The organism is Kothea flammea, from assembly GCF_052161645.1.
Classification (GTDB): Bacteria; Planctomycetota; Planctomycetia; order Pirellulales; family Pirellulaceae; genus Laterigemmans.
This window is the reverse complement of sequence record NZ_CP197414.1, coordinates 7,429,145-7,445,568: the sequence shown is the minus strand read 5'-3', so window position 1 is coordinate 7,445,568 and position 16,424 is coordinate 7,429,145. Positions and strand designations below refer to the sequence as shown.

Annotated in this window: 13 protein-coding genes; 5 read left to right on the top strand and 8 right to left on the bottom strand. The window is 54.6% G+C overall.

Going from position 1 to position 16,424, the window contains the following annotated elements:
• The first annotated feature begins 13 nt into the window (after nt 1–13).
• The gene (locus tag SH139x_RS27785; RefSeq protein ID WP_488352971.1) at nt 14–775 is read left to right on the top strand and encodes a DUF1559 family PulG-like putative transporter; all 762 of its coding nucleotides are present in this window, start codon (nt 14–16) and stop codon (nt 773–775) included.
• Here the strand turns inward: SH139x_RS27785 and SH139x_RS27780 are convergent.
• The 5 genes from SH139x_RS27780 to SH139x_RS27760 form a co-directional block, all read right to left on the bottom strand.
• Nucleotides 678–1,331: a DUF2306 domain-containing protein gene (locus SH139x_RS27780; protein WP_488356112.1), complete on the bottom strand. Its 654-nt coding sequence runs from the start codon at nt 1,329–1,331 to the stop codon at nt 678–680. The genes SH139x_RS27785 and SH139x_RS27780 overlap by 98 nt on opposite strands.
• 97 nt (nt 1,332–1,428) lie before the next feature.
• Nucleotides 1,429–2,793 carry a DUF1501 domain-containing protein gene (locus SH139x_RS27775; RefSeq protein ID WP_488356111.1) on the bottom strand — a complete coding sequence of 455 codons (1,365 nt, stop codon included), beginning with the start codon at nt 2,791–2,793 and terminating at the stop codon, nt 1,429–1,431.
• A gap of 119 nt (nt 2,794–2,912) precedes the next feature.
• Entirely contained in the window at nt 2,913–5,966 is a 3,054-nt protein-coding gene (locus SH139x_RS27770; RefSeq protein ID WP_488352970.1) for a PSD1 and planctomycete cytochrome C domain-containing protein, read from the bottom strand.
• Nucleotides 5,967–6,166: 200 nt separating this feature from the next.
• Nucleotides 6,167–7,342: a phosphatidylinositol-specific phospholipase C1-like protein gene (locus SH139x_RS27765; RefSeq protein WP_488352969.1), complete on the bottom strand. Its 1,176-nt coding sequence runs from the start codon at nt 7,340–7,342 to the stop codon at nt 6,167–6,169.
• 262 nt (nt 7,343–7,604) lie between these two features.
• The gene (locus tag SH139x_RS27760; protein WP_488352968.1) at nt 7,605–8,495 is read right to left on the bottom strand and encodes a LysR family transcriptional regulator; all 891 of its coding nucleotides are present in this window, start codon (nt 8,493–8,495) and stop codon (nt 7,605–7,607) included.
• A 151-nt stretch (nt 8,496–8,646) separates the two neighbouring features.
• Between SH139x_RS27760 and SH139x_RS27755 the strand changes: the two genes are divergently transcribed.
• Both SH139x_RS27755 and SH139x_RS27750 read left to right on the top strand, forming a co-directional pair.
• On the top strand, nt 8,647–8,808 hold the full coding sequence (locus SH139x_RS27755) for a hypothetical protein (protein ID WP_488352967.1): 162 nt from the start codon (nt 8,647–8,649) through the stop codon (nt 8,806–8,808).
• An 857-nt stretch (nt 8,809–9,665) separates the two neighbouring features.
• A complete protein-coding gene (locus tag SH139x_RS27750; protein ID WP_488352966.1) occupies nt 9,666–9,875 on the top strand; it encodes a glycine zipper domain-containing protein in 210 nt (69 codons plus the stop codon).
• Nucleotides 9,876–10,063: 188 nt separating this feature from the next.
• Here the strand turns inward: SH139x_RS27750 and SH139x_RS27745 are convergent, their stop codons facing one another.
• Nucleotides 10,064–11,356 carry a CIA30 family protein gene (locus SH139x_RS27745; RefSeq protein WP_488352965.1) on the bottom strand — a complete coding sequence of 431 codons (1,293 nt, stop codon included), beginning with the start codon at nt 11,354–11,356 and terminating at the stop codon, nt 10,064–10,066.
• 432 nt (nt 11,357–11,788) lie between these two features.
• On the opposite strand from SH139x_RS27745, the gene SH139x_RS27740 reads away from it, so the two are divergent.
• Nucleotides 11,789–12,847: a PA0069 family radical SAM protein gene (locus tag SH139x_RS27740; RefSeq protein WP_488352964.1), complete on the top strand. Its 1,059-nt coding sequence runs from the start codon at nt 11,789–11,791 to the stop codon at nt 12,845–12,847.
• Between the two features lie 24 nt (nt 12,848–12,871).
• Here the strand turns inward: SH139x_RS27740 and pgl are convergent, their stop codons facing one another.
• Both pgl and panB read right to left on the bottom strand, forming a co-directional pair.
• Nucleotides 12,872–13,597 carry a 6-phosphogluconolactonase gene (gene pgl, locus SH139x_RS27735; RefSeq protein WP_488352963.1) on the bottom strand — a complete coding sequence of 242 codons (726 nt, stop codon included), beginning with the start codon at nt 13,595–13,597 and terminating at the stop codon, nt 12,872–12,874.
• 16 nt (nt 13,598–13,613) lie between these two features.
• Nucleotides 13,614–14,414: a 3-methyl-2-oxobutanoate hydroxymethyltransferase gene (gene panB, locus SH139x_RS27730; RefSeq protein ID WP_488352962.1), complete on the bottom strand. Its 801-nt coding sequence runs from the start codon at nt 14,412–14,414 to the stop codon at nt 13,614–13,616.
• A 337-nt stretch (nt 14,415–14,751) separates the two neighbouring features.
• Between panB and SH139x_RS27725 the strand changes: the two genes are divergently transcribed.
• Nucleotides 14,752–16,362 carry a glycosyltransferase gene (locus tag SH139x_RS27725; RefSeq protein ID WP_488352961.1) on the top strand — a complete coding sequence of 537 codons (1,611 nt, stop codon included), beginning with the start codon at nt 14,752–14,754 and terminating at the stop codon, nt 16,360–16,362.
• Nucleotides 16,363–16,424: the final 62 nt, after the last annotated feature.

Sequence of the window (16,424 nt, the reverse complement as noted above, 5' to 3'; positions counted from 1 at the left end):
GGGAGACAACATCGTGTCCAGCGACCCCTATCTGCACCCCGCGACGGCCAGCGAACCGCCGCCGCGACAGAGTCGTCATGCGGGGTTAGGGCCGCTGGGCATCGGCTTGCTGGTGGTCGGCGGAGGGATTTTATTACTCCTCTTGATATCACCTTTCATGCGTTCAGCGCGTCCAGCAGCGTTTAGAATGCAGTGCAGTAATAATCTCAAGCAGATCGGTCTTGCGCTGCATAATTATCGCGACGTTTATGGTGCTTTCCCTCCTGTTTACACGATCGACGCAGATGGTAGGCCGCTGCACAGCTGGCGCACGTTGATTCTTCCTTATTGCGAACAGCAACAGTTGTACGACCAGCTCGATCTGACAACTCCCTGGGACTCTCCCGCCAATGCCGAGGTGTTTCAACGCAATTGGGTACCGGCTTACGCGTGTCCATTGTTACCCGGGGAAACAAATCAGACTTGCTATCTGGCGATTGTCGGCCCGGAAACTTGCCTGCGGGAGATCTCCCAGACGACCGAAGAACGGGACGGGGATATCAAGCGTCTCATGATTGTCGAAGTACCGGAAGCAAAGGCGTTGCCATGGATGCAACCTGTCGATGTCAGCTTGGAGGGTCTAGTCGAGACACTGAAATCTTCTCAAGGTTTTCACGCGGGAGGATCGCACGGACTGTTTAGCGACGGTAGCGTGCGCTTTCTGTCGACAGAATTGCGCTCTGGCGAGCTGGACGCTGGTCAGTTGGCCGCTGGCGTCGAATCCGCGGATAAGTGACCTCAAGTATTGCCAAGGGAATCAGCCAACTTGCCCAGGCGGCGAGCGGGTCGAACCATTCCCAATAAACGCCGGAAATTGAGGCTAGCCCACCGAGCAGTCGAATTACCACGGCCGAACAGAGGAGCGTGAACGTGCGCAACATCCACAGCCGGTGCGAGGCAAAATTACCTCTCACCGCTTGTCGCCAACCGCGGTAAGCAGCCCACCCGGTTGCTACGGCAAGCGTGGCGAAAGCCGCTCCGGCAATGTTGCCTGCTTGCGCAAAACGCGACATCCAGAGGCCGCTCGGGACTATCAGGCCGATAATGCAAGCCACTTGGATGCGTCCTAGTTGACGGTGAACCACGGGCCAGCGCATTCGTAACGAGTGACTCAACAACCACATCCCGACCAACAATGAAAATGGCCCAGATAAGATGTGAATGTAGAATGCATACTGGTAGGGCCCGTAGAAATGTGGTTCGCGTCCCAGTAAAAAATCAGTATCAAAACTTGGGGTGAAATACGCTGGTAATAAGCAAGCCACTGTCCAACAAGTCTTTAAAATTAACATCACCACGGCAACCGCCAGGCAACGCCGCAGAACTGATGGCGAGACATTCATAGATCGCGTAGCAGGGTAGCCGACATCTTACGTGGTAACCGCCTGATTAGCTGAGCAGGTCGTGGACGACGTTCCCGTGGACATCGGTCAGGCGGTAGTCACGGCCTCCGTGGCGGTAGGTTAATCGCTCGTGATCAATCCCCATCAAGTGCAAGATGGTCGCGTGAAAGTCATGGACGTGAACTGGATTCTCGACAGCTCGCATTCCATGTTCATCCGTTGCGCCGTGAATGTAGCCCGATTTGACTCCCGCACCGGCAAGCCACGAAGAAAAACCCCAATTATGATGCTCGCGACCCGGAGCGTCGGCCGTATTGTTAAATGGTGTTCGGCCAAACTCCGTGGTCCATACGACCAGGGTGTCGTCCAGCATGCCCCGCCGCTTCAAATCTTGCAGCAGCCCGGCAATTGGTTGATCAACTTGTTCCGCCAATCGCCCATGATCGGCCATATTGCCATGCGAATCCCAATTGTTGCTGGAGCCAGTGTGAATCAGCTCGACAAACCGCACACCGCGTTCGACCAGGCGTCGGGCAGCCAAACACTGCCAGCCAAAACCTTTCGTTGCCCCTCGGTTCAAACCGTATAACGCGAGCGTTTCGTCTGTCTCAGTGTTGATGTCGAGCGCAGCTGGCATTTCCGTTTGCATACCGGCCGCGGTTTCGAAAGCTTTTATCCGTGTGGCAAGCTCAGGGTCGGCATGCCGTGCTTGCTGATGACGTCGATTCATCGCTTGCAGCGCGGCTAGTTCCAACTGTTGGCGTTTACTCGATGGAACGCGGCGGGCCAAGTTGGCGACCGGCTCGGAGCCAGGCATCACCCGTGTTCCCTGATGCATGCCGGGAAGAAAGTCAGCCGCCCAAACTTGAGTCCCGGCGTAGGGCATCTGCGGTGCCAAGACCATGAATGAAGGTAAGTTTTGATTGACGGTCCCCAGGCCGTAGCTGAGCCAAGCACCGATGCTGGGTCTGGCAAAAGCAAACGAACCGGTGTGCATCCCAAGCGTGGCATTATAGTGATTGGAATGGCTTGTATGCAGCGAGCGAATGACCGCCAGCTGATCAACTTGATGGGCAACATGCGGAAAAAGATCGCTAACTTCGATCCCGCTTTCGCCTCTGCTGGAAAACTGCCAGTCGGGCCTTTTTAGAAACAGTTTTTCGTAACCGGGCCGATTGCGAGTTTCCGGATGGTCGAACGTAACCTGCTTGCCATGGTCGGCAAATAGTTGTGGCTTCGGGTCAAACGTATCGACGTGCGAGACACCGCCACTCATGAACAGGAAGATGACTGACTTAGCGCGGGGCATGAAGTGCGGTTTCTGCGGGGCCAAAGGATTATTATTGGCTGCTTCCGCTCCCTGGTTATCTCCTGGATTCGATGCTAGTAGTTCGCTGAGGAGTCCAGGCATGATCAACGAGCTGGCGACTGCCGAGCGGACAAAGCCCCGGCGCGTGCCGTCAACGCAAGGGATCTTACTTGCTTGCGAACTTTGCAAGCCAAGTCTGTTGTCAGCCAAATCCATCATTCCTAATCCAAATAGAGAAATTCATTGCTGGCTAATAACACACGTGCCAGGGCGGCCCATACTTCCTCTTGCTGTTTGTTTGTGGCGCCGTTCTCGATCGCGACGGCGTACGTCTTCACAAACTGGCTGGCCTGCTCTCGTTCCTGATCATCTGGAAAGCGTTGTAAGGTAAGCCGATACAACCAATCGAGGCGTTCCTCAAACTGTGGCCGCTCGATAACGCGTGCAGCCAGGTTCATTGATTGCTGATGGAAGAACGGATCGTTCATGAAATACAGCGATTGGGTCGGTACGGTTGTCACTTGCCTTTGCGGCGTTGACGCATTTGGGTCGGCACCATCGAACAGCATTTGAAATGGAGGTCGTCGATTGCGTACCACGATCTGATAGATCGATCGCAAATTGGTTTCTGGAACACCCACGAAAGGAATGTGTTGGGTGTAAGACCAGCTCTCCTCGGGCGGAATTTGATGCGAATTACCACGGGATCGATCCAACTGTTGGCCGACGAGCAGCAGGCTATCACGCAATTCTTCGGCACTGAGGCGACGTCGATCAAAACGCCAAACCAAATCATTAGTAACGTCGATCGCCAAAGCGTCCGAGTTGGGGACGCTGGATTGTCGATAGGTTTTCGAGAGCATAATCAGCCGATGCATCTGCTTAATACTCCAGCCAGACTCAATGAATTGGTTGGCAAGCCAATCTAGCAAAGCGGGATGTGTGGGCGGTTGACCACGAGTTCCAAAGTCGTTGGGTGTGTCGACGATGCCTTTACCGAAATGATGCAACCAGATACGGTTTACCATGACTCGAGCAGTAAGCGGATTTTCAGGCGAGGCGATCCAATCAGCGAGGTCCAATCGACCGCTTTGTTGGTGGTTGGAGATGGGGGTTCCTCCAAAGATTTCCAACCACCTTCTCGGTACTGCCGGACCGAGTTTTTCGGGGTCGCCTTGCAGGTGTAGGCGAGCATCGGCTGGCGTGCCTTCGGCCACGGCGAAGGCAACATCTTGGGTGGGAGCATTTGCCCGCAGTTCCGCCAGCTCGCCGGTGAGTTTCGTTTGGCGTGGAAGCGTGGCGGCTTGTTGTGCCAACAGCGGCCCCGCATCAGTGGCGAATCGTTCCAGCACCCAGCCAACTCCGTTGGGACCACCGGGGTGTGCGTCTTCGACAGAGCCAGTTACGCGAATCGTGCCCGTGATTGGACTTAGCCAGCCAATCGCGACGTTACCATCCGGAGCCGGGTGGACGAACAGAGATTGCGGCGTCAGCGGAGTCCAAAGGTTGATCGCGGTGGTGTGTTTGTTGACGAACACCGACGGAGTTTCGCCGTTGCGCCAGGCGTCGATTCCCACTGCTCCCGACAGCGCGGAAATTGCCTCGGGTAACAGCAGCGGTTGATTGCGGGTATCAAATAGCCACCAGGTTTGCGAGTTGCCGTGGCTGTCGGTATGCGGATTCGCGACTAATAGATTGGGAATCAAATCGCTGGCAGCATTCCATTGTTTGTTGGTTCCACCAATTTCGTCAATCACCAACTCCAGGCGTGTGCTGTCCGCTCCGTGATTACCCAGGGGTGTGATGGACAGCATGATTAATTGTCCCGCTTTGACTTCGACGCCAGCCGGCTCGCTTTGAAAGGCTTGTTGTCCACCTTCGTCAACTTGACCCTCGGATAGCAACATCCGGGACTCCGCCAGCTTCGCCTGAAGTGCCTGCGCCAAAGCGATTCGCTGTTCAATGAGTGACGCAATCTCCGCCTCGTTGGCCGCGACCTGATCTTGGTACGGTTTGACGATATTTTCCCAATCATCGGGGGGCGTCAACGGAACGAGGTCACGCGGTTGTTGTTTCGCTTCGCAACCGGGAAAAGAAAACTTAGTGCTTTCCAAAATTCCGTACAGCGCATAATAGTCGCGGGCGGTAACTGCATCATATTTATGATCGTGACATCGCGCGCAGCCCAGCGTTAATCCCTGAAATGCTTTGCCAATGGTATCTATGCCATCTTCGTGGGTAAGATGCATGAACTTGTCTGCGTCATGATCAAACCGCCGCGCGAGGGCGAGAAATCCGGTCGCGATGATCCCGTCCGCGTATGCTGTATCCGAAATTGACCCTCCGCAAGGTGTCTGTTGCACCAGGAGGTCACCGGCCATTTGATGACGGAGAAAAACATCATAAGGCAGATCTTGATTGAAAGCATCGATGACCCAGTTCCGGTATCGCCACGCATGTGGTAGGGGATGGTCGCTATTCTCCCCTGCGGTGTCCGCGTATCGAACCAAATCTAACCAATGTTTGCCCCAGCGTTCGCCGTAATGGGGCGAAGCCAGCAAGCGTTCGAGCACAGTTTCATAAGCCGTGGGCGATTGATCCGCGATAAAATGCTCAACCTCCTGCGGCGTCGGTGGTAGGCCGGTCAGATCGTAGGTAACTCTGCGAATCAGGGTGCGGCGATCGGCCTCACTCGAAAGGCGCAGCCCCGCGTTGTGTAATTTGGTTTCAATTAAATGGTCGATGCCGGCTGGTCCCGTGGGGTGATCGAGTGGGCTGGTGTGTAATGGTTGGAATGACCACCAATTACGGATTTGGTCTTCGCTCAGTCCGCCGCGCAGGGGAGCGTTTACACGGGGATCGAAGGCACCTCGGCTAACCCATTGTGCTAACAGCTCGATCTCGGCGTCGGGCAATTTGCCACCCGCCGAGTCAGGTGGCATTTGCGGACCGTCTTCCTCGTAACGCACTGCTTGAATCAACAAGCTTTCGGCCAGTTGCCCTGGAACGATAGCGGGTCCCGAGTCGCCTCCTTGCCGCCACCCCTGTTGCGAATCGAGTGCTAGGCCTCCATGAGTTTTGCCGCTGGTTGACGAGTGGCATTGTTGACAGCGCTCGACCAAGATAGGACGAATTCGCTTTTCAAAAAAATCCTCGTCACTGATTGCCTGGGCGTATTTTGCTTGGCCCGTGCCGATCCCGCATAACAGGCTGAGCCAAAGTAGGCTTTGCAAGCGAAAAGCATGGCTACGGTGACGGATCGAGTGAATATGCATCGCTGACAGCTGGGATTGCCGGTGAAACAGCCGGAGTGAACCGGGGGCCAACCAGGACGGGGTCTGTCATTCTAGCAAATCTCGGCACGCGGTTGCCAGCTTTTTCCAACGTTGATCTGACTAGGAACCAACGCTGCGTTTTACTTCGCTGCGTTTTACTTCGCTGCGTTTTACTTCGCTGCGTTCTACTTCGCTGCGTTCTACTTCGCGGAGGCCTCCGCAAAGATTGGATTCAGGCGAAAGCTGGCCCCACGCTCAAAGCCAACTTGATAATTCGAAAACCGTTTGTCAGGCTCGGGATAGTCAGTGCTGATAAATTGCGCACCGCTGGCAAAGGCGGCTTCCCGGCGAGTCGTATCGCCGCTGCGAGCTTCTCGCGTATCGGCATCCGCTCGCGTTCGCACGATTAACCCCTGTTTAACAACTGCCTGAATTTTCTTGTAAGCAGTGATCGGGTCGTTTAGTTTGATAAACGCGGCAGCGGGATGTTCGGGCACGACTGAGGCGAACATGATGCGGTTGCGGAGTGATGGGTGATCTTTGAGATAAAGGTCTCGGATGCGGCCACCGTTATCGAGGGCAAATAATATTTTACCTTGGCACTCTGCCAGTTTCGGCCAACCGCTTTGCGTGATGGCATCTCGCAGCGTGGCGTGCTCGCCGCGGACGAGGTCGGGGGTGATCAGATGGCTGATCTCAAAGACGGAAAGGATATCATCATCCACTGCTTGTAAAAGCTCGGCATTGAACTTTACCGGGGTTACCCCTGCGGGACCAATAATCGAGTCCTTTAGTTCAAGCAGCACCATGATCGGTACATGGCTTTGGTTCGCAAGTGACCAATCTCGGACTTGTTTAAGCCCCTCTTCTAATGTGGGTACCGTGGAGCGGTAATCGAAACCGGGTGCATGAATAATTTTCATCCCCGGTTTGTCCAGTTGCCCGTCGTGGTTCGGTGGGAGTTCGTCCGTGTTGCCAGACTCATTTAGAGCTTGATAGCCGACCGGGTTCGAGAACAAACCACCATTCGGATCGGCGTAAATATCCAATTCGATCTGCCGTATGCCCTGATCGAATTGTTGGTTGAGCGGCCGGTGTGTGTAATCGAGGCCATCCGCCGTATCGGGGGACGCCACCCGAATCATATCGAGCAATGCTGTGGCGGGAGCGATGTGGTAGGAGTTGTGTGTGCCGATAACTTGAATCTGATTTAACCGAAGGTCCTTGGGCAGCTGGGAATTTTGCGAATATGCCAAGCTCTCGAACAAATTGTTGGAACTCAGTAAAACGATCGCCAGTACCAGCTTGTGGATGAGCGCAATTGGGACAGTCAGCGAACTGCCCCGCACGTTGTTCAGGAAGCGATTGTTTGGCATGCGAATACCTACACGCGAGCGATTGGCGAGAGAAATTAAAGGCTAGACGGAAGCCTTTTCCGAGCTTCTGATGTTTCGGATCAATTATAAGTCATTGTTACCACAAACAATTATAGGATAGTGTGCCCAACAGTTAGGCAAGTCGCTTCTTTCGACGAAATTCATCAAAAAGTTTCGAGGAACCGGACGCTGGCGCGCCCCGGCTGATTCCGTTTCGTTTAATGAGCTATGGGGAGGTGCCTAGGAGACCACCTCGCAAATTTTATTTCGCATTGAATTCGCGGGAGTAGGCTTTCAGGCTGCGGCGAAACTCGATTATCAGTTGACTTTGAAATCGATAAGGATTCCAGATGGCGGCAATCGTTCGTTTGGGTTTGGCTCCGTCGATTGTGCGATAGACACGCCGCTCGGTGGAGTCGATCCGCTGGGCCATGCGGGGAATCATCGACACGCCGTGGGCCAGCGAGACTAATTCTTGGACCATCGCCAACTGGCTGGTGCGTTCCACGGCTACGGGATGAAAAGACCGTTGACGACAAAATGATGTGATGTTGTCCGATAGACAATGGGCTTCATCCAACAGCACAAAAGGATACGCTTCGACATCCTCGATGCGGATTTTTTTCTTTGCCAACAAGGGATGATCAGGTGGGAGTACCAAAAAAAGCTCTTCGCTGAACAGTTCATCGATTTCTAAGTACTTTGCTGGAACCGGGAGTGCTAAGATGGCGACGTCAATTTCTCCCTGTTTGCAGCGTTTGATTAGATGGTCCGTGGTGTCTTCCTGGACAATTAACGAGGCGCGGGGAAAACGTTGGGAAAAACTTCTCAGCAAGTCGGGGAGAAAGTAGGGAGCAATGGTGGGGATTGCCCCCACGCGAATGCGACCACTTTGGCCGTCGTCAGAAATCTCGGCTTTGACATCATCGACGATGGAGAGGATAAGCTGCACGCGCGATTGCAGCAGCAAGCCAGCGTCGGTGAGATCAACCGATCTGGGTTTGCGTTCGAACAGCGGCTGGCCCAGCTCTTCTTCGAGTCGCTGGATAGAGCGGCTGAGGGCTGGCTGCGAGACCCCCATTTTTTCCGCAGCCCGCGTGAAATTCCTCGTCTCGGCCACGCCCAAAAAAAATCGTAACTGGTCGGTATCCACGGTTGATGCTCGGGAGGATTCGCGGGAAGTAGCAGGGTAGTTGCTAGTTGCTAGTTGCTAGTTGCTAGTTGCTAGTTGCTAGTTGCTAGTTGCTAGTTGCTAGTTGCTAGTTGCTAGTTGCTAGTTGCTAGTTGCTAGTTGCTAGTTGCTAGTGGCTAGTGGCTGGTGGCTGGTGGCTGGTGGCTGGTGGCTGGTGGCTGGTGGCTGGTGGCTGGTGGCTGGTGGCTGGTTGCTGGTTGCTAGTGGCTGGTGGCTGGTGGCTGGTGGCTGGTGGCTGGTTGCTGGTTGCTGGTTGCTGGTTGCTGGTTGCTAGTGGCTAGTGGCTAGTGGCTAGTGGCTAGTGGCTAGTGGCTAGTGGCTAGTGGCTAGTGGCTAGTGGCTAGTGGCTAGTGGCTAGTGGCTAGTGGCTAGTGGCTAGTGGCTGGTGGCTAGTGGCTGGTTGCTGGTTGCTGGTTGCTGGTTGCTGGTTGCTGGTTGCTGGTTGCTGGTTGCTGGGGGCATAGTTTAGCGATTTGAGATCACAGTGGAATCAGCAGCAGACCGCGGTGGGACAGCTCGCTCTCCATGGCGAGCCTGGTGCTTCGTGAATAATCATAGGGTTTCATGGATGACGGAAATCTGTGAAAAATTGATTGAATTCAGTCAAGCGGACCCTTTGCTGTGGGGCTCTTTTTCCTTTATCCCAAACGAGTTTGAGAGGGTAGTCTTTCAACATAGTGCCGGAACGTGCACTGCCGAGGAGCCCAGGAACGGTTCCCAGCAGGTTTGATCCTCCGTTGGAACCGCCGCAGGATCTCGGGCGACAATCGCCTCAGCTACTTGTAAAGAAAGCGATTGCGACACGTTCTGTCCAAAAAAAATCATAAGTGAGGTCCGCTTGATAGCGCACCGAGGGACTTATGGAATTCAAAAAAAGGACAGCCTTTTTCGACCGAGTGCATCATTTTGGAAACGATGGTTTTGGTGACCCAAGGGTCCAGAAAGAGTTCCGGCACAACTTGGACTATCAAAAAAACAGCTGTATATTTATATCAAGTAAGTTGACAACCAACGATTGTTGACCTGTGAATTGCGTTCCAGTGGCCAGCATAATAGAATCGAGGTATCTGATTAAAAATGAATTAATTGTGTAGTTAACTATAATTCTGAGTAAAAGATCGATTGTAAATCATGGCAAACGACAAGCAATTCAATCCGGCGTTTCTTGCTATGGGCTTGGCGATTGGTGTTGGAATTGGCGTAGCAATGAACAACATTGGAATTGGTATTGGCGTTGGACTTGCCCTCGGAGCCGGGCTTGCGGCGGGCACAGGCAAAAAGACTAAAGGAGAAAATACAGATCATCTCAAGGGTGGATCTGGCTCAACGTTTGACAACTGACGAGCAATCAGCAGAGGGCTCAATGGCTGTGACGGGCGAGAATCAATGTCCGTTTTGCGACTTTGATCCAGACAAGAAGTGATGCCAGAGCGACCGTGGGCTCGTCATCTGGGATAGCTTTCTTCTTTGAGAGCCAAGCGTTGCTAATTCCAAGGTTGCACATCTCCAAAAAATTGAGCGAACTCAGATTACTTCACCAAATCGCGTCGAAATGTGAATCCAGACTTCTCATCTGGAAATGCTGTCTGCACAGTTCCATTGCATCCCTTGTCTTTTTCGCATCGCCCGCCTGCCACCAGGAGACGAGCACCGGTCAATCCTTCAATGCCAAGCGAACAGTCGATCTCGTATCTGCCTCTCACCTGGAAGGCGGCGTCGGTCACCAGTAGGATTTTCGGATCGCCGTAGCAGCCGAACCACCATTGACCGTGGGCAAAGGTGGCAGTCTGGATTCCCAAATGAGTGTGGCCGCTGTCGATGATATGCTTCTTCAGAAACTTGAAATTGTCGTCGTACTCATAGACGTAGTTTTCCTCAATTCCAGCTGGTAAACCGCCCACAACGAAGAAGTGGCCGTCAAGGTAGCCGATTCCGCCTGCTCCGTGAAAGACCTCCTGCGTCTCGTGCCGGGCAAGTTCCTTGAGGCTCTCAGCATCGTAGGCATACACCCATGAATCGGCGTTGCCCTCAGGATCATTGAACTTGCCGAGGTTGACGGCGACGTACAACTTGCCGTCGTGAAAGCAGAGATCGCCGTGGTGGTTGGCGACCGGAATCTTCTTTAACACCGTGCCCTCCATATCGGTCTTCACCAGGGTCGTGGTAAACGACCAGTAGATCGACTTTTCGTCAGTGCAAACTCCTTGCAGGTGATGCTTGTAATTCCCTTTGCAAAAGACTTTGAACATCTCACCAAGGGATTTGCCAACCATGATCCACTCGACTTCCAGCTTGAATGATCCCGGCTTGTTGTCACTGAGTTGAATTCCCATTCCCGTTACGTTGCTGGGATTAAGCTTCTCATTTGGAAACACCCTGCCTCGCCATGTGGCCACGAACTTGTCCATTGGCAACGTGACTTCAATCCACTCGTCCTTCTTGGTTTTGAACGATTGTTCGTAGGAGTTTCTGCTGACGCTTCTTGGCACATACAGACGGAAGTTGTAATCACGTCCGTCACCACGGACTCGGATCACAATCGCATCTTCTTTTGCGAGCTCCAGTTTGGCTTCTCTCGATCTCACCGATGCGAAGCCGCCGTTGTTCTCCAGCGACAACGTGCCGAAGAACTCCATAGTTTTGTCTTCGTTGATCTTAAAGCGGCCGTCGGAGCGGCCACCCATCACACCGTCATTAACGGTCTGCCATTGTTTTGCGGCATCGGCGTTCTCGAAGTTGAAGAGGACTCGCCCACCGTCTTTACCGGCAGCCACCGTTGCGCCTCCAAGGGAGAGCAAAATCAGAAGTGTTCGTAGCATCATGTTTCTATTTTCTCAGATTTATCGTTAAAGCTGTCGGCGAACAGTTCTTTGACCGTCTTCGGAAACTCGCCCGCGGAAACCAACGGTCTATAGCAGAAAGCCAGGAGGAACATGAACGGAACTCAGACCAGTTTATTACTTTGCTGCCTTATTCGCAATAATCCCAGATTCGTCACCTTCGATGATCGCCGAGCCTCGGCCTGAATTTGACGTAATATCATCCATGCCATCCATTCAGCCAGTCCGCGCCGCATCGGCTTGTTGTTTCTCCTGCGCCCGAACTCTTCTGGGTCGAAGCCGCCTGCCCACTCTAACAAATCATCATGCTGCGGGAGGTGAACGGCGAGAGACACTCTCCTTCGACTTTGCGGATTGCCTTCGGTACAATGATTGGGTGACACTTCTTAAATGCCAGGTTTGAAAGCAACGTAAATGCGCCATGGTTCCAATCTCGACCCGCCAAATCGATTCGAATCGATTCATCGGGAGCCCACTCTGGAACACTTGGAATGGGACCAAGAGCATTTGCGTACGCTCGCAAACCGCAAAATTGAGTACATCGATGATGCATCAAAGAGCATTATTTCCGAGAACAAGTCCCCCGATATCCCTTTCCGGTACAGCATCAACCCATACCGTGGATGTGCGCACGCATGTTCTTACTGCTACGCGCGTCCGGGGCACGAATACTTAGGGTTTAACGCTGGGCTCGACTTTGAAACGAAGATTGTCGTCAAGCGCGACGCTCCACGGTTGTTCCGGGAGTTTTTGTCAAATAAGAAATGGAAACCCGAGTCGATTGCTTTTTCGGGCGTCACCGATTGCTACCAGCCTGCTGAGCGCGAGTTTCGACTTACGCGGCAATGTTTGGAGATGGCGTTGGAGTTTCACCAGCCGGTGAGCATCATAACCAAGAATGCCTTGGTTATTAGGGACCTGGAGATTATCCAGCAACTTGCGGCCCAAGACTTGGTGCATGTGTATCTTTCGATTACCACGCTCGATCCGGCACTCGCTCGTGAGATGGAGCCTCGGACTAGCGTTCCAGCGGCGCGGTTGCGCGCCGTGAGTATGCTGGCCGCAGCGGGAGTTCCGGTCGGCGTGATGACAGCCCCGATCATCCCGGGACTTAACGACTCTGAGATCCCCAGGCTGCTGGAAGCGGCCAAAGAAGCGGGAGCGGGCACGGCTAATTACATCTTGCTACGACTTCCGCTAACCGTGGAGCCTGTTTTTGAGGAATGGTTGCAGCGAAATCGCCCGCTGCAAGCGGAGAAGATTTTAAGTCGGGTGCGGGCTACCCGTGGCGGCAAAATGAACAGTTCGACTTGGGGCGAGCGGATGGTTGGGCAGGGTGAAATTGCCGAGCAGATTAAGTCACTCTATCGGCTGTTGCAGCGGAAGCATGGACTCGATGGTAAGTTGTCCGCGCACAACTGCAGTTTGTTTCAGCCGCCGCTCCCCAAGTCGGGACAATTGAGACTGTTCTAAGCGAACCCTGTAAGGAACGCGGGATCAATTGGGTAGGGCTTCGCGGCTGGTCAACCAGCGGAGTTGGCCATTCTCTGGTTTGACAAGTTGAGCGGGAAATTGCTGAGGTTCTTGAGCGGCCCCCCAAATTTTCGCCAAAGCATCTTGTTTGTTTTCCCCCGTGATCAGGAACCACACATGGGAGGCCGCGTTAATTGTGGGGGCGGTGAGTGTGAGGCGAAAGGTATCATGTTGTGGGACCCAATTTTCCACGAACACTTTATCGCTGACTTGCAAGGCCGAGGTGTTAGGGAACAAGGAAGCGGTGTGGGCATCATCACCAATCCCGAGCAAGACCAGGTCGAATCGGGGAAACGTGGTGGATTGAAATTGCCGCTGCATTGTTTCGGCATAGTTGCGGGCCGTGGCGGTTGGGTTGTCGACCTCGATCGGCACGGGGAAGACATTCGCAGGTGGGACAGGAGCCGTGTTCAGCAACGCTTCGCAGACCATGCGATAGTTACTGTCGGGATGATCGTGGGGCACGTTCCGCTCGTCCCCCCAGTACCATTCAATCTGATCCCAGGGCAGCGCGGTGGTTGCTAATAAGCGATAGAGTCTTTGTGGCGTCGAGCCACCGGAGAGGGCAACACGGAATGGGCGGTCCGTGGCTATCACTTGGTTGGCCAGCTCTTGAAAAGCGATCGCGGTGGCGGCGGCCAGCGCCGGGGCATCATCATACAGTTGTAAGGTACCAAAGGGAGGTTGCATGGTGGCTCCGAAATGCTTACTTGAACGAGTGCTGAGGAGTGGGATAACGATGTGATTTGACTTCTTGGCAATAGTCGCTGACAGCCGTCTGGATGGTCACCGCGAGATTGGCATAAGTTTTAACGAACTTGGGAAGGTACTCGGCGGTGAGCCCGAGCAGGTCGTTAATCACGAGCACTTGGCCATTGGTATCCGGTCCGGCGCCGATGCCGATGGTGGGAATTCTGAGGGCGGCTGTGATTTCACGACCAGCCGTGGCGGGAACGCATTCGATGATGGTTGCGAAGGCGCCGGCTGCCTCGACCACGCGGGCGTCGGTTACCAATTGTTCGACATCACGCTGCACGCGGTAGCCGCCCGCGACCAAAACGTGTTGCGGCAGGAGGCCGATGTGCCCCATCACTGGAATGCCGGCCGCGACAAGAGCTTCGATACGTTCCGCTTGCTCGGCGCCACCTTCGATCTTGACCGCACCGGCGCGAGTTTCTTTGAGGACGCGGGCAGCAGCCGCTACGGTCCGTTCGATGCTGATTTGGGCTTCGGGAAAGGGTAGATCGACGACCACCAAGGCGCGCTTGGCGGCGCGGGCAACCATCTCGGCGTGGTAGATCATTTGATCGAGCGTCACCGGCAGCGTGGTCTCGTGCCCTTGCACGACCATCGCCAGGGAGTCGCCCACTAGCAGGCAGTCGACACCAGCCTGATCGAGCAGGCGGGCGGTGGGAAAGTCGTAAGCGGTGAGCATCGTGATCGGATCGTTCTCTTGACGCATCGCCAGCAACGTACGGGTGGTAACGCGTGGAGACGGTTTGGCCATGGGGAATTCCAGGATCTGGGCGGAGTCGTAAGGCAGAATCGAGTCGCGACGGGGGAGATTTTTCTCGGCGTTTTGATCGCCGATTGTGGTCGAAATTGGGGGCCGCTGAACAGGGCGCTTGATCAGCAGAATCCTCGCGAGCGACACAGACTTCCCAGTCGGACGAGTTTTACACGAAAGTTAGTTAACCGGGAGGAGTTTTCCGCAGCAGTTTGGCAGTCTGGGTCGATGTGGAACACAACGGAGCAATGGAATCGCTGCGTTCATCATTTGGGAACCACGGCTGTGCTGGAAATCAGGAGGATCTCCGTGCGGTGCCAAATAAATTGGTGCAACAGTGTCGACAAACACGACCACACGAGAATCTTCGGCTGCCGCCACTTCGTCCACAACTGGCGATTCCACAAACAGTGGATCTACAACCAGCGAAACCCGGCCAGCGTCTGGGATGCTCGAGCAATTCAGCGGCTTGGCGATGCTGGAGCAGGCGGAAGCCTCGCTGGCGGCGGAGTTGAATCAAGCTGCGTTGCCCAGCAATTTGGCGGGCCTCAAGCGGCTTTCGGTCTTAGTACCGATCTACAACGAGCGCTGGACGGTGGTCGATGTGCTGCGGAAAGTCGCCGCGGTAGCGTTGCCGATCGAGCTGGAAATCGTAGCCATCGACGACGGATCGGTCGACGGATCGGCTGACGTGGTGGCTGCTTTGTGTGAGGAAATTCCCAGCTTGCGATTGGTGCGTCAGCCACGTAACGGCGGCAAGGGCTCGGCCATCCGTCGCGGCATTGAAGAGATGACCGGTGACGTGGCTGTCATTCAGGATGCCGATTTGGAGTATGATCCGGCCGATTTGCCGCGATTGCTCGCGCCCTTGTTGGCCGGGCAAGCGGACGCGGTGTTTGGCAGTCGGTTTGCTGGTTCATCCCGCCAATGCTTGCCCTTTTGGCACGAGCAAATCAATCGTGCGTTGACAACGGCTTCCAATATGTTGACCGGGATTAGCCTGACTGACATGGAGACGGGATACAAGGTTATTCGCGGCGATATTCTGCGCGAGTTGCGGCTAAAGAGTCGTTCTTTCACACTGGAGCCCGAGATTACTTGTCGGTTGGCTCAGTGGGGAGCGCGGATTCACGAGGTGCCCGTTTCGTATCAAGGGCGTTCGTTTGAAGAGGGTAAGAAAATTCGCGCCAAGGATGGTGTGAAGGCGTTATTGACGCTGGCTCGTTGTCGGTTCTTCGACGCCAACTACAGCTTGGTACCTGAGGACACCATGTTGCGGTCGGCTCGTCACGCGCGGCGGTACCACGGTTGGTTGGCGGCTCAGCTGGAGCCATTTTTGGGGAGCCGCGTGCTCGATGCGGGAGCCGGCGTGGGGACCTTGAGTGCTCACTTTCTGAAACGTGCGAGGTTGGTTTTGGCCGACGTCGACGGGCACCGCGTGGATCGTTTGCGAGCCAGATTTGGCGGGCGGAGCAACGTGCGAATCGAGCAAGCGGAACTGGAAGATCGGCAGTTCGCCGACGATTTGCGAGCGGAGAACTTGGACACGGTGGTCTGCGTCAACAGTTTGCAGCAAGTGGGGGCCGATTTTCTCGCCCTGCGTAACTTCTACGATTTGCTGCCTGCGGGCGGCCAGGCCGTGATCGTGGTGCCGGCTGAGATGCGTCTGTTCAACCGCGTTGATCAGGCCATGGGGAACCAGCGTCGCTACCAGCCTCATCAGTTGGAGCAGTTGATGATGCGGGCTGGATTTGAAGTCATTGAGCGGCAATCCTTCAACCGGCTGGGCAGTATAGGCTGGTTCGGCAACGGTTCGCTGCTGGGGCGGCGGCGGTTCGGTTCATTGCAGGCGGCGGCGTTTGACCGGTTATGGTCGGTTGGCAAATATTTTGATCGTTGGTTGCCCGTGCCGGCGTCTAGCTTGTTGGTCGTGGGCCGCAAGTCTTAGGGCCTGTCGCCAATTCCCCCCGGCGGCGCTACAATTATGGGATCAGCGGAAGTGTTTTCTTT

What these genes read in the sequence shown, in the direction of transcription:
- SH139x_RS27770 (WP_488352970.1), bottom strand. Translation starts at nt 5,966, where the DNA reads ATGCATATTCACTCGATCCGTCACCGTAGCCATGCTTTTCGCTTGCAA.
- pgl (WP_488352963.1), bottom strand. Translation starts at nt 13,597, where the DNA reads ATGCAACCTCCCTTTGGTACCTTACAACTGTATGATGATGCCCCGGCG.
- SH139x_RS27765 (WP_488352969.1), bottom strand. Translation starts at nt 7,342, where the DNA reads ATGCCAAACAATCGCTTCCTGAACAACGTGCGGGGCAGTTCGCTGACT.
- panB (WP_488352962.1), bottom strand. Translation starts at nt 14,414, where the DNA reads ATGGCCAAACCGTCTCCACGCGTTACCACCCGTACGTTGCTGGCGATG.
- SH139x_RS27780 (WP_488356112.1), bottom strand. Translation starts at nt 1,331, where the DNA reads ATGTTAATTTTAAAGACTTGTTGGACAGTGGCTTGCTTATTACCAGCG.
- SH139x_RS27775 (WP_488356111.1), bottom strand. Translation starts at nt 2,793, where the DNA reads ATGCCTGGACTCCTCAGCGAACTACTAGCATCGAATCCAGGAGATAAC.
- SH139x_RS27740 (WP_488352964.1), top strand. Translation starts at nt 11,789, where the DNA reads ATGCGCCATGGTTCCAATCTCGACCCGCCAAATCGATTCGAATCGATT.
- SH139x_RS27745 (WP_488352965.1), bottom strand. Translation starts at nt 11,356, where the DNA reads ATGATGCTACGAACACTTCTGATTTTGCTCTCCCTTGGAGGCGCAACG.
- SH139x_RS27750 (WP_488352966.1), top strand. Translation starts at nt 9,666, where the DNA reads ATGGCAAACGACAAGCAATTCAATCCGGCGTTTCTTGCTATGGGCTTG.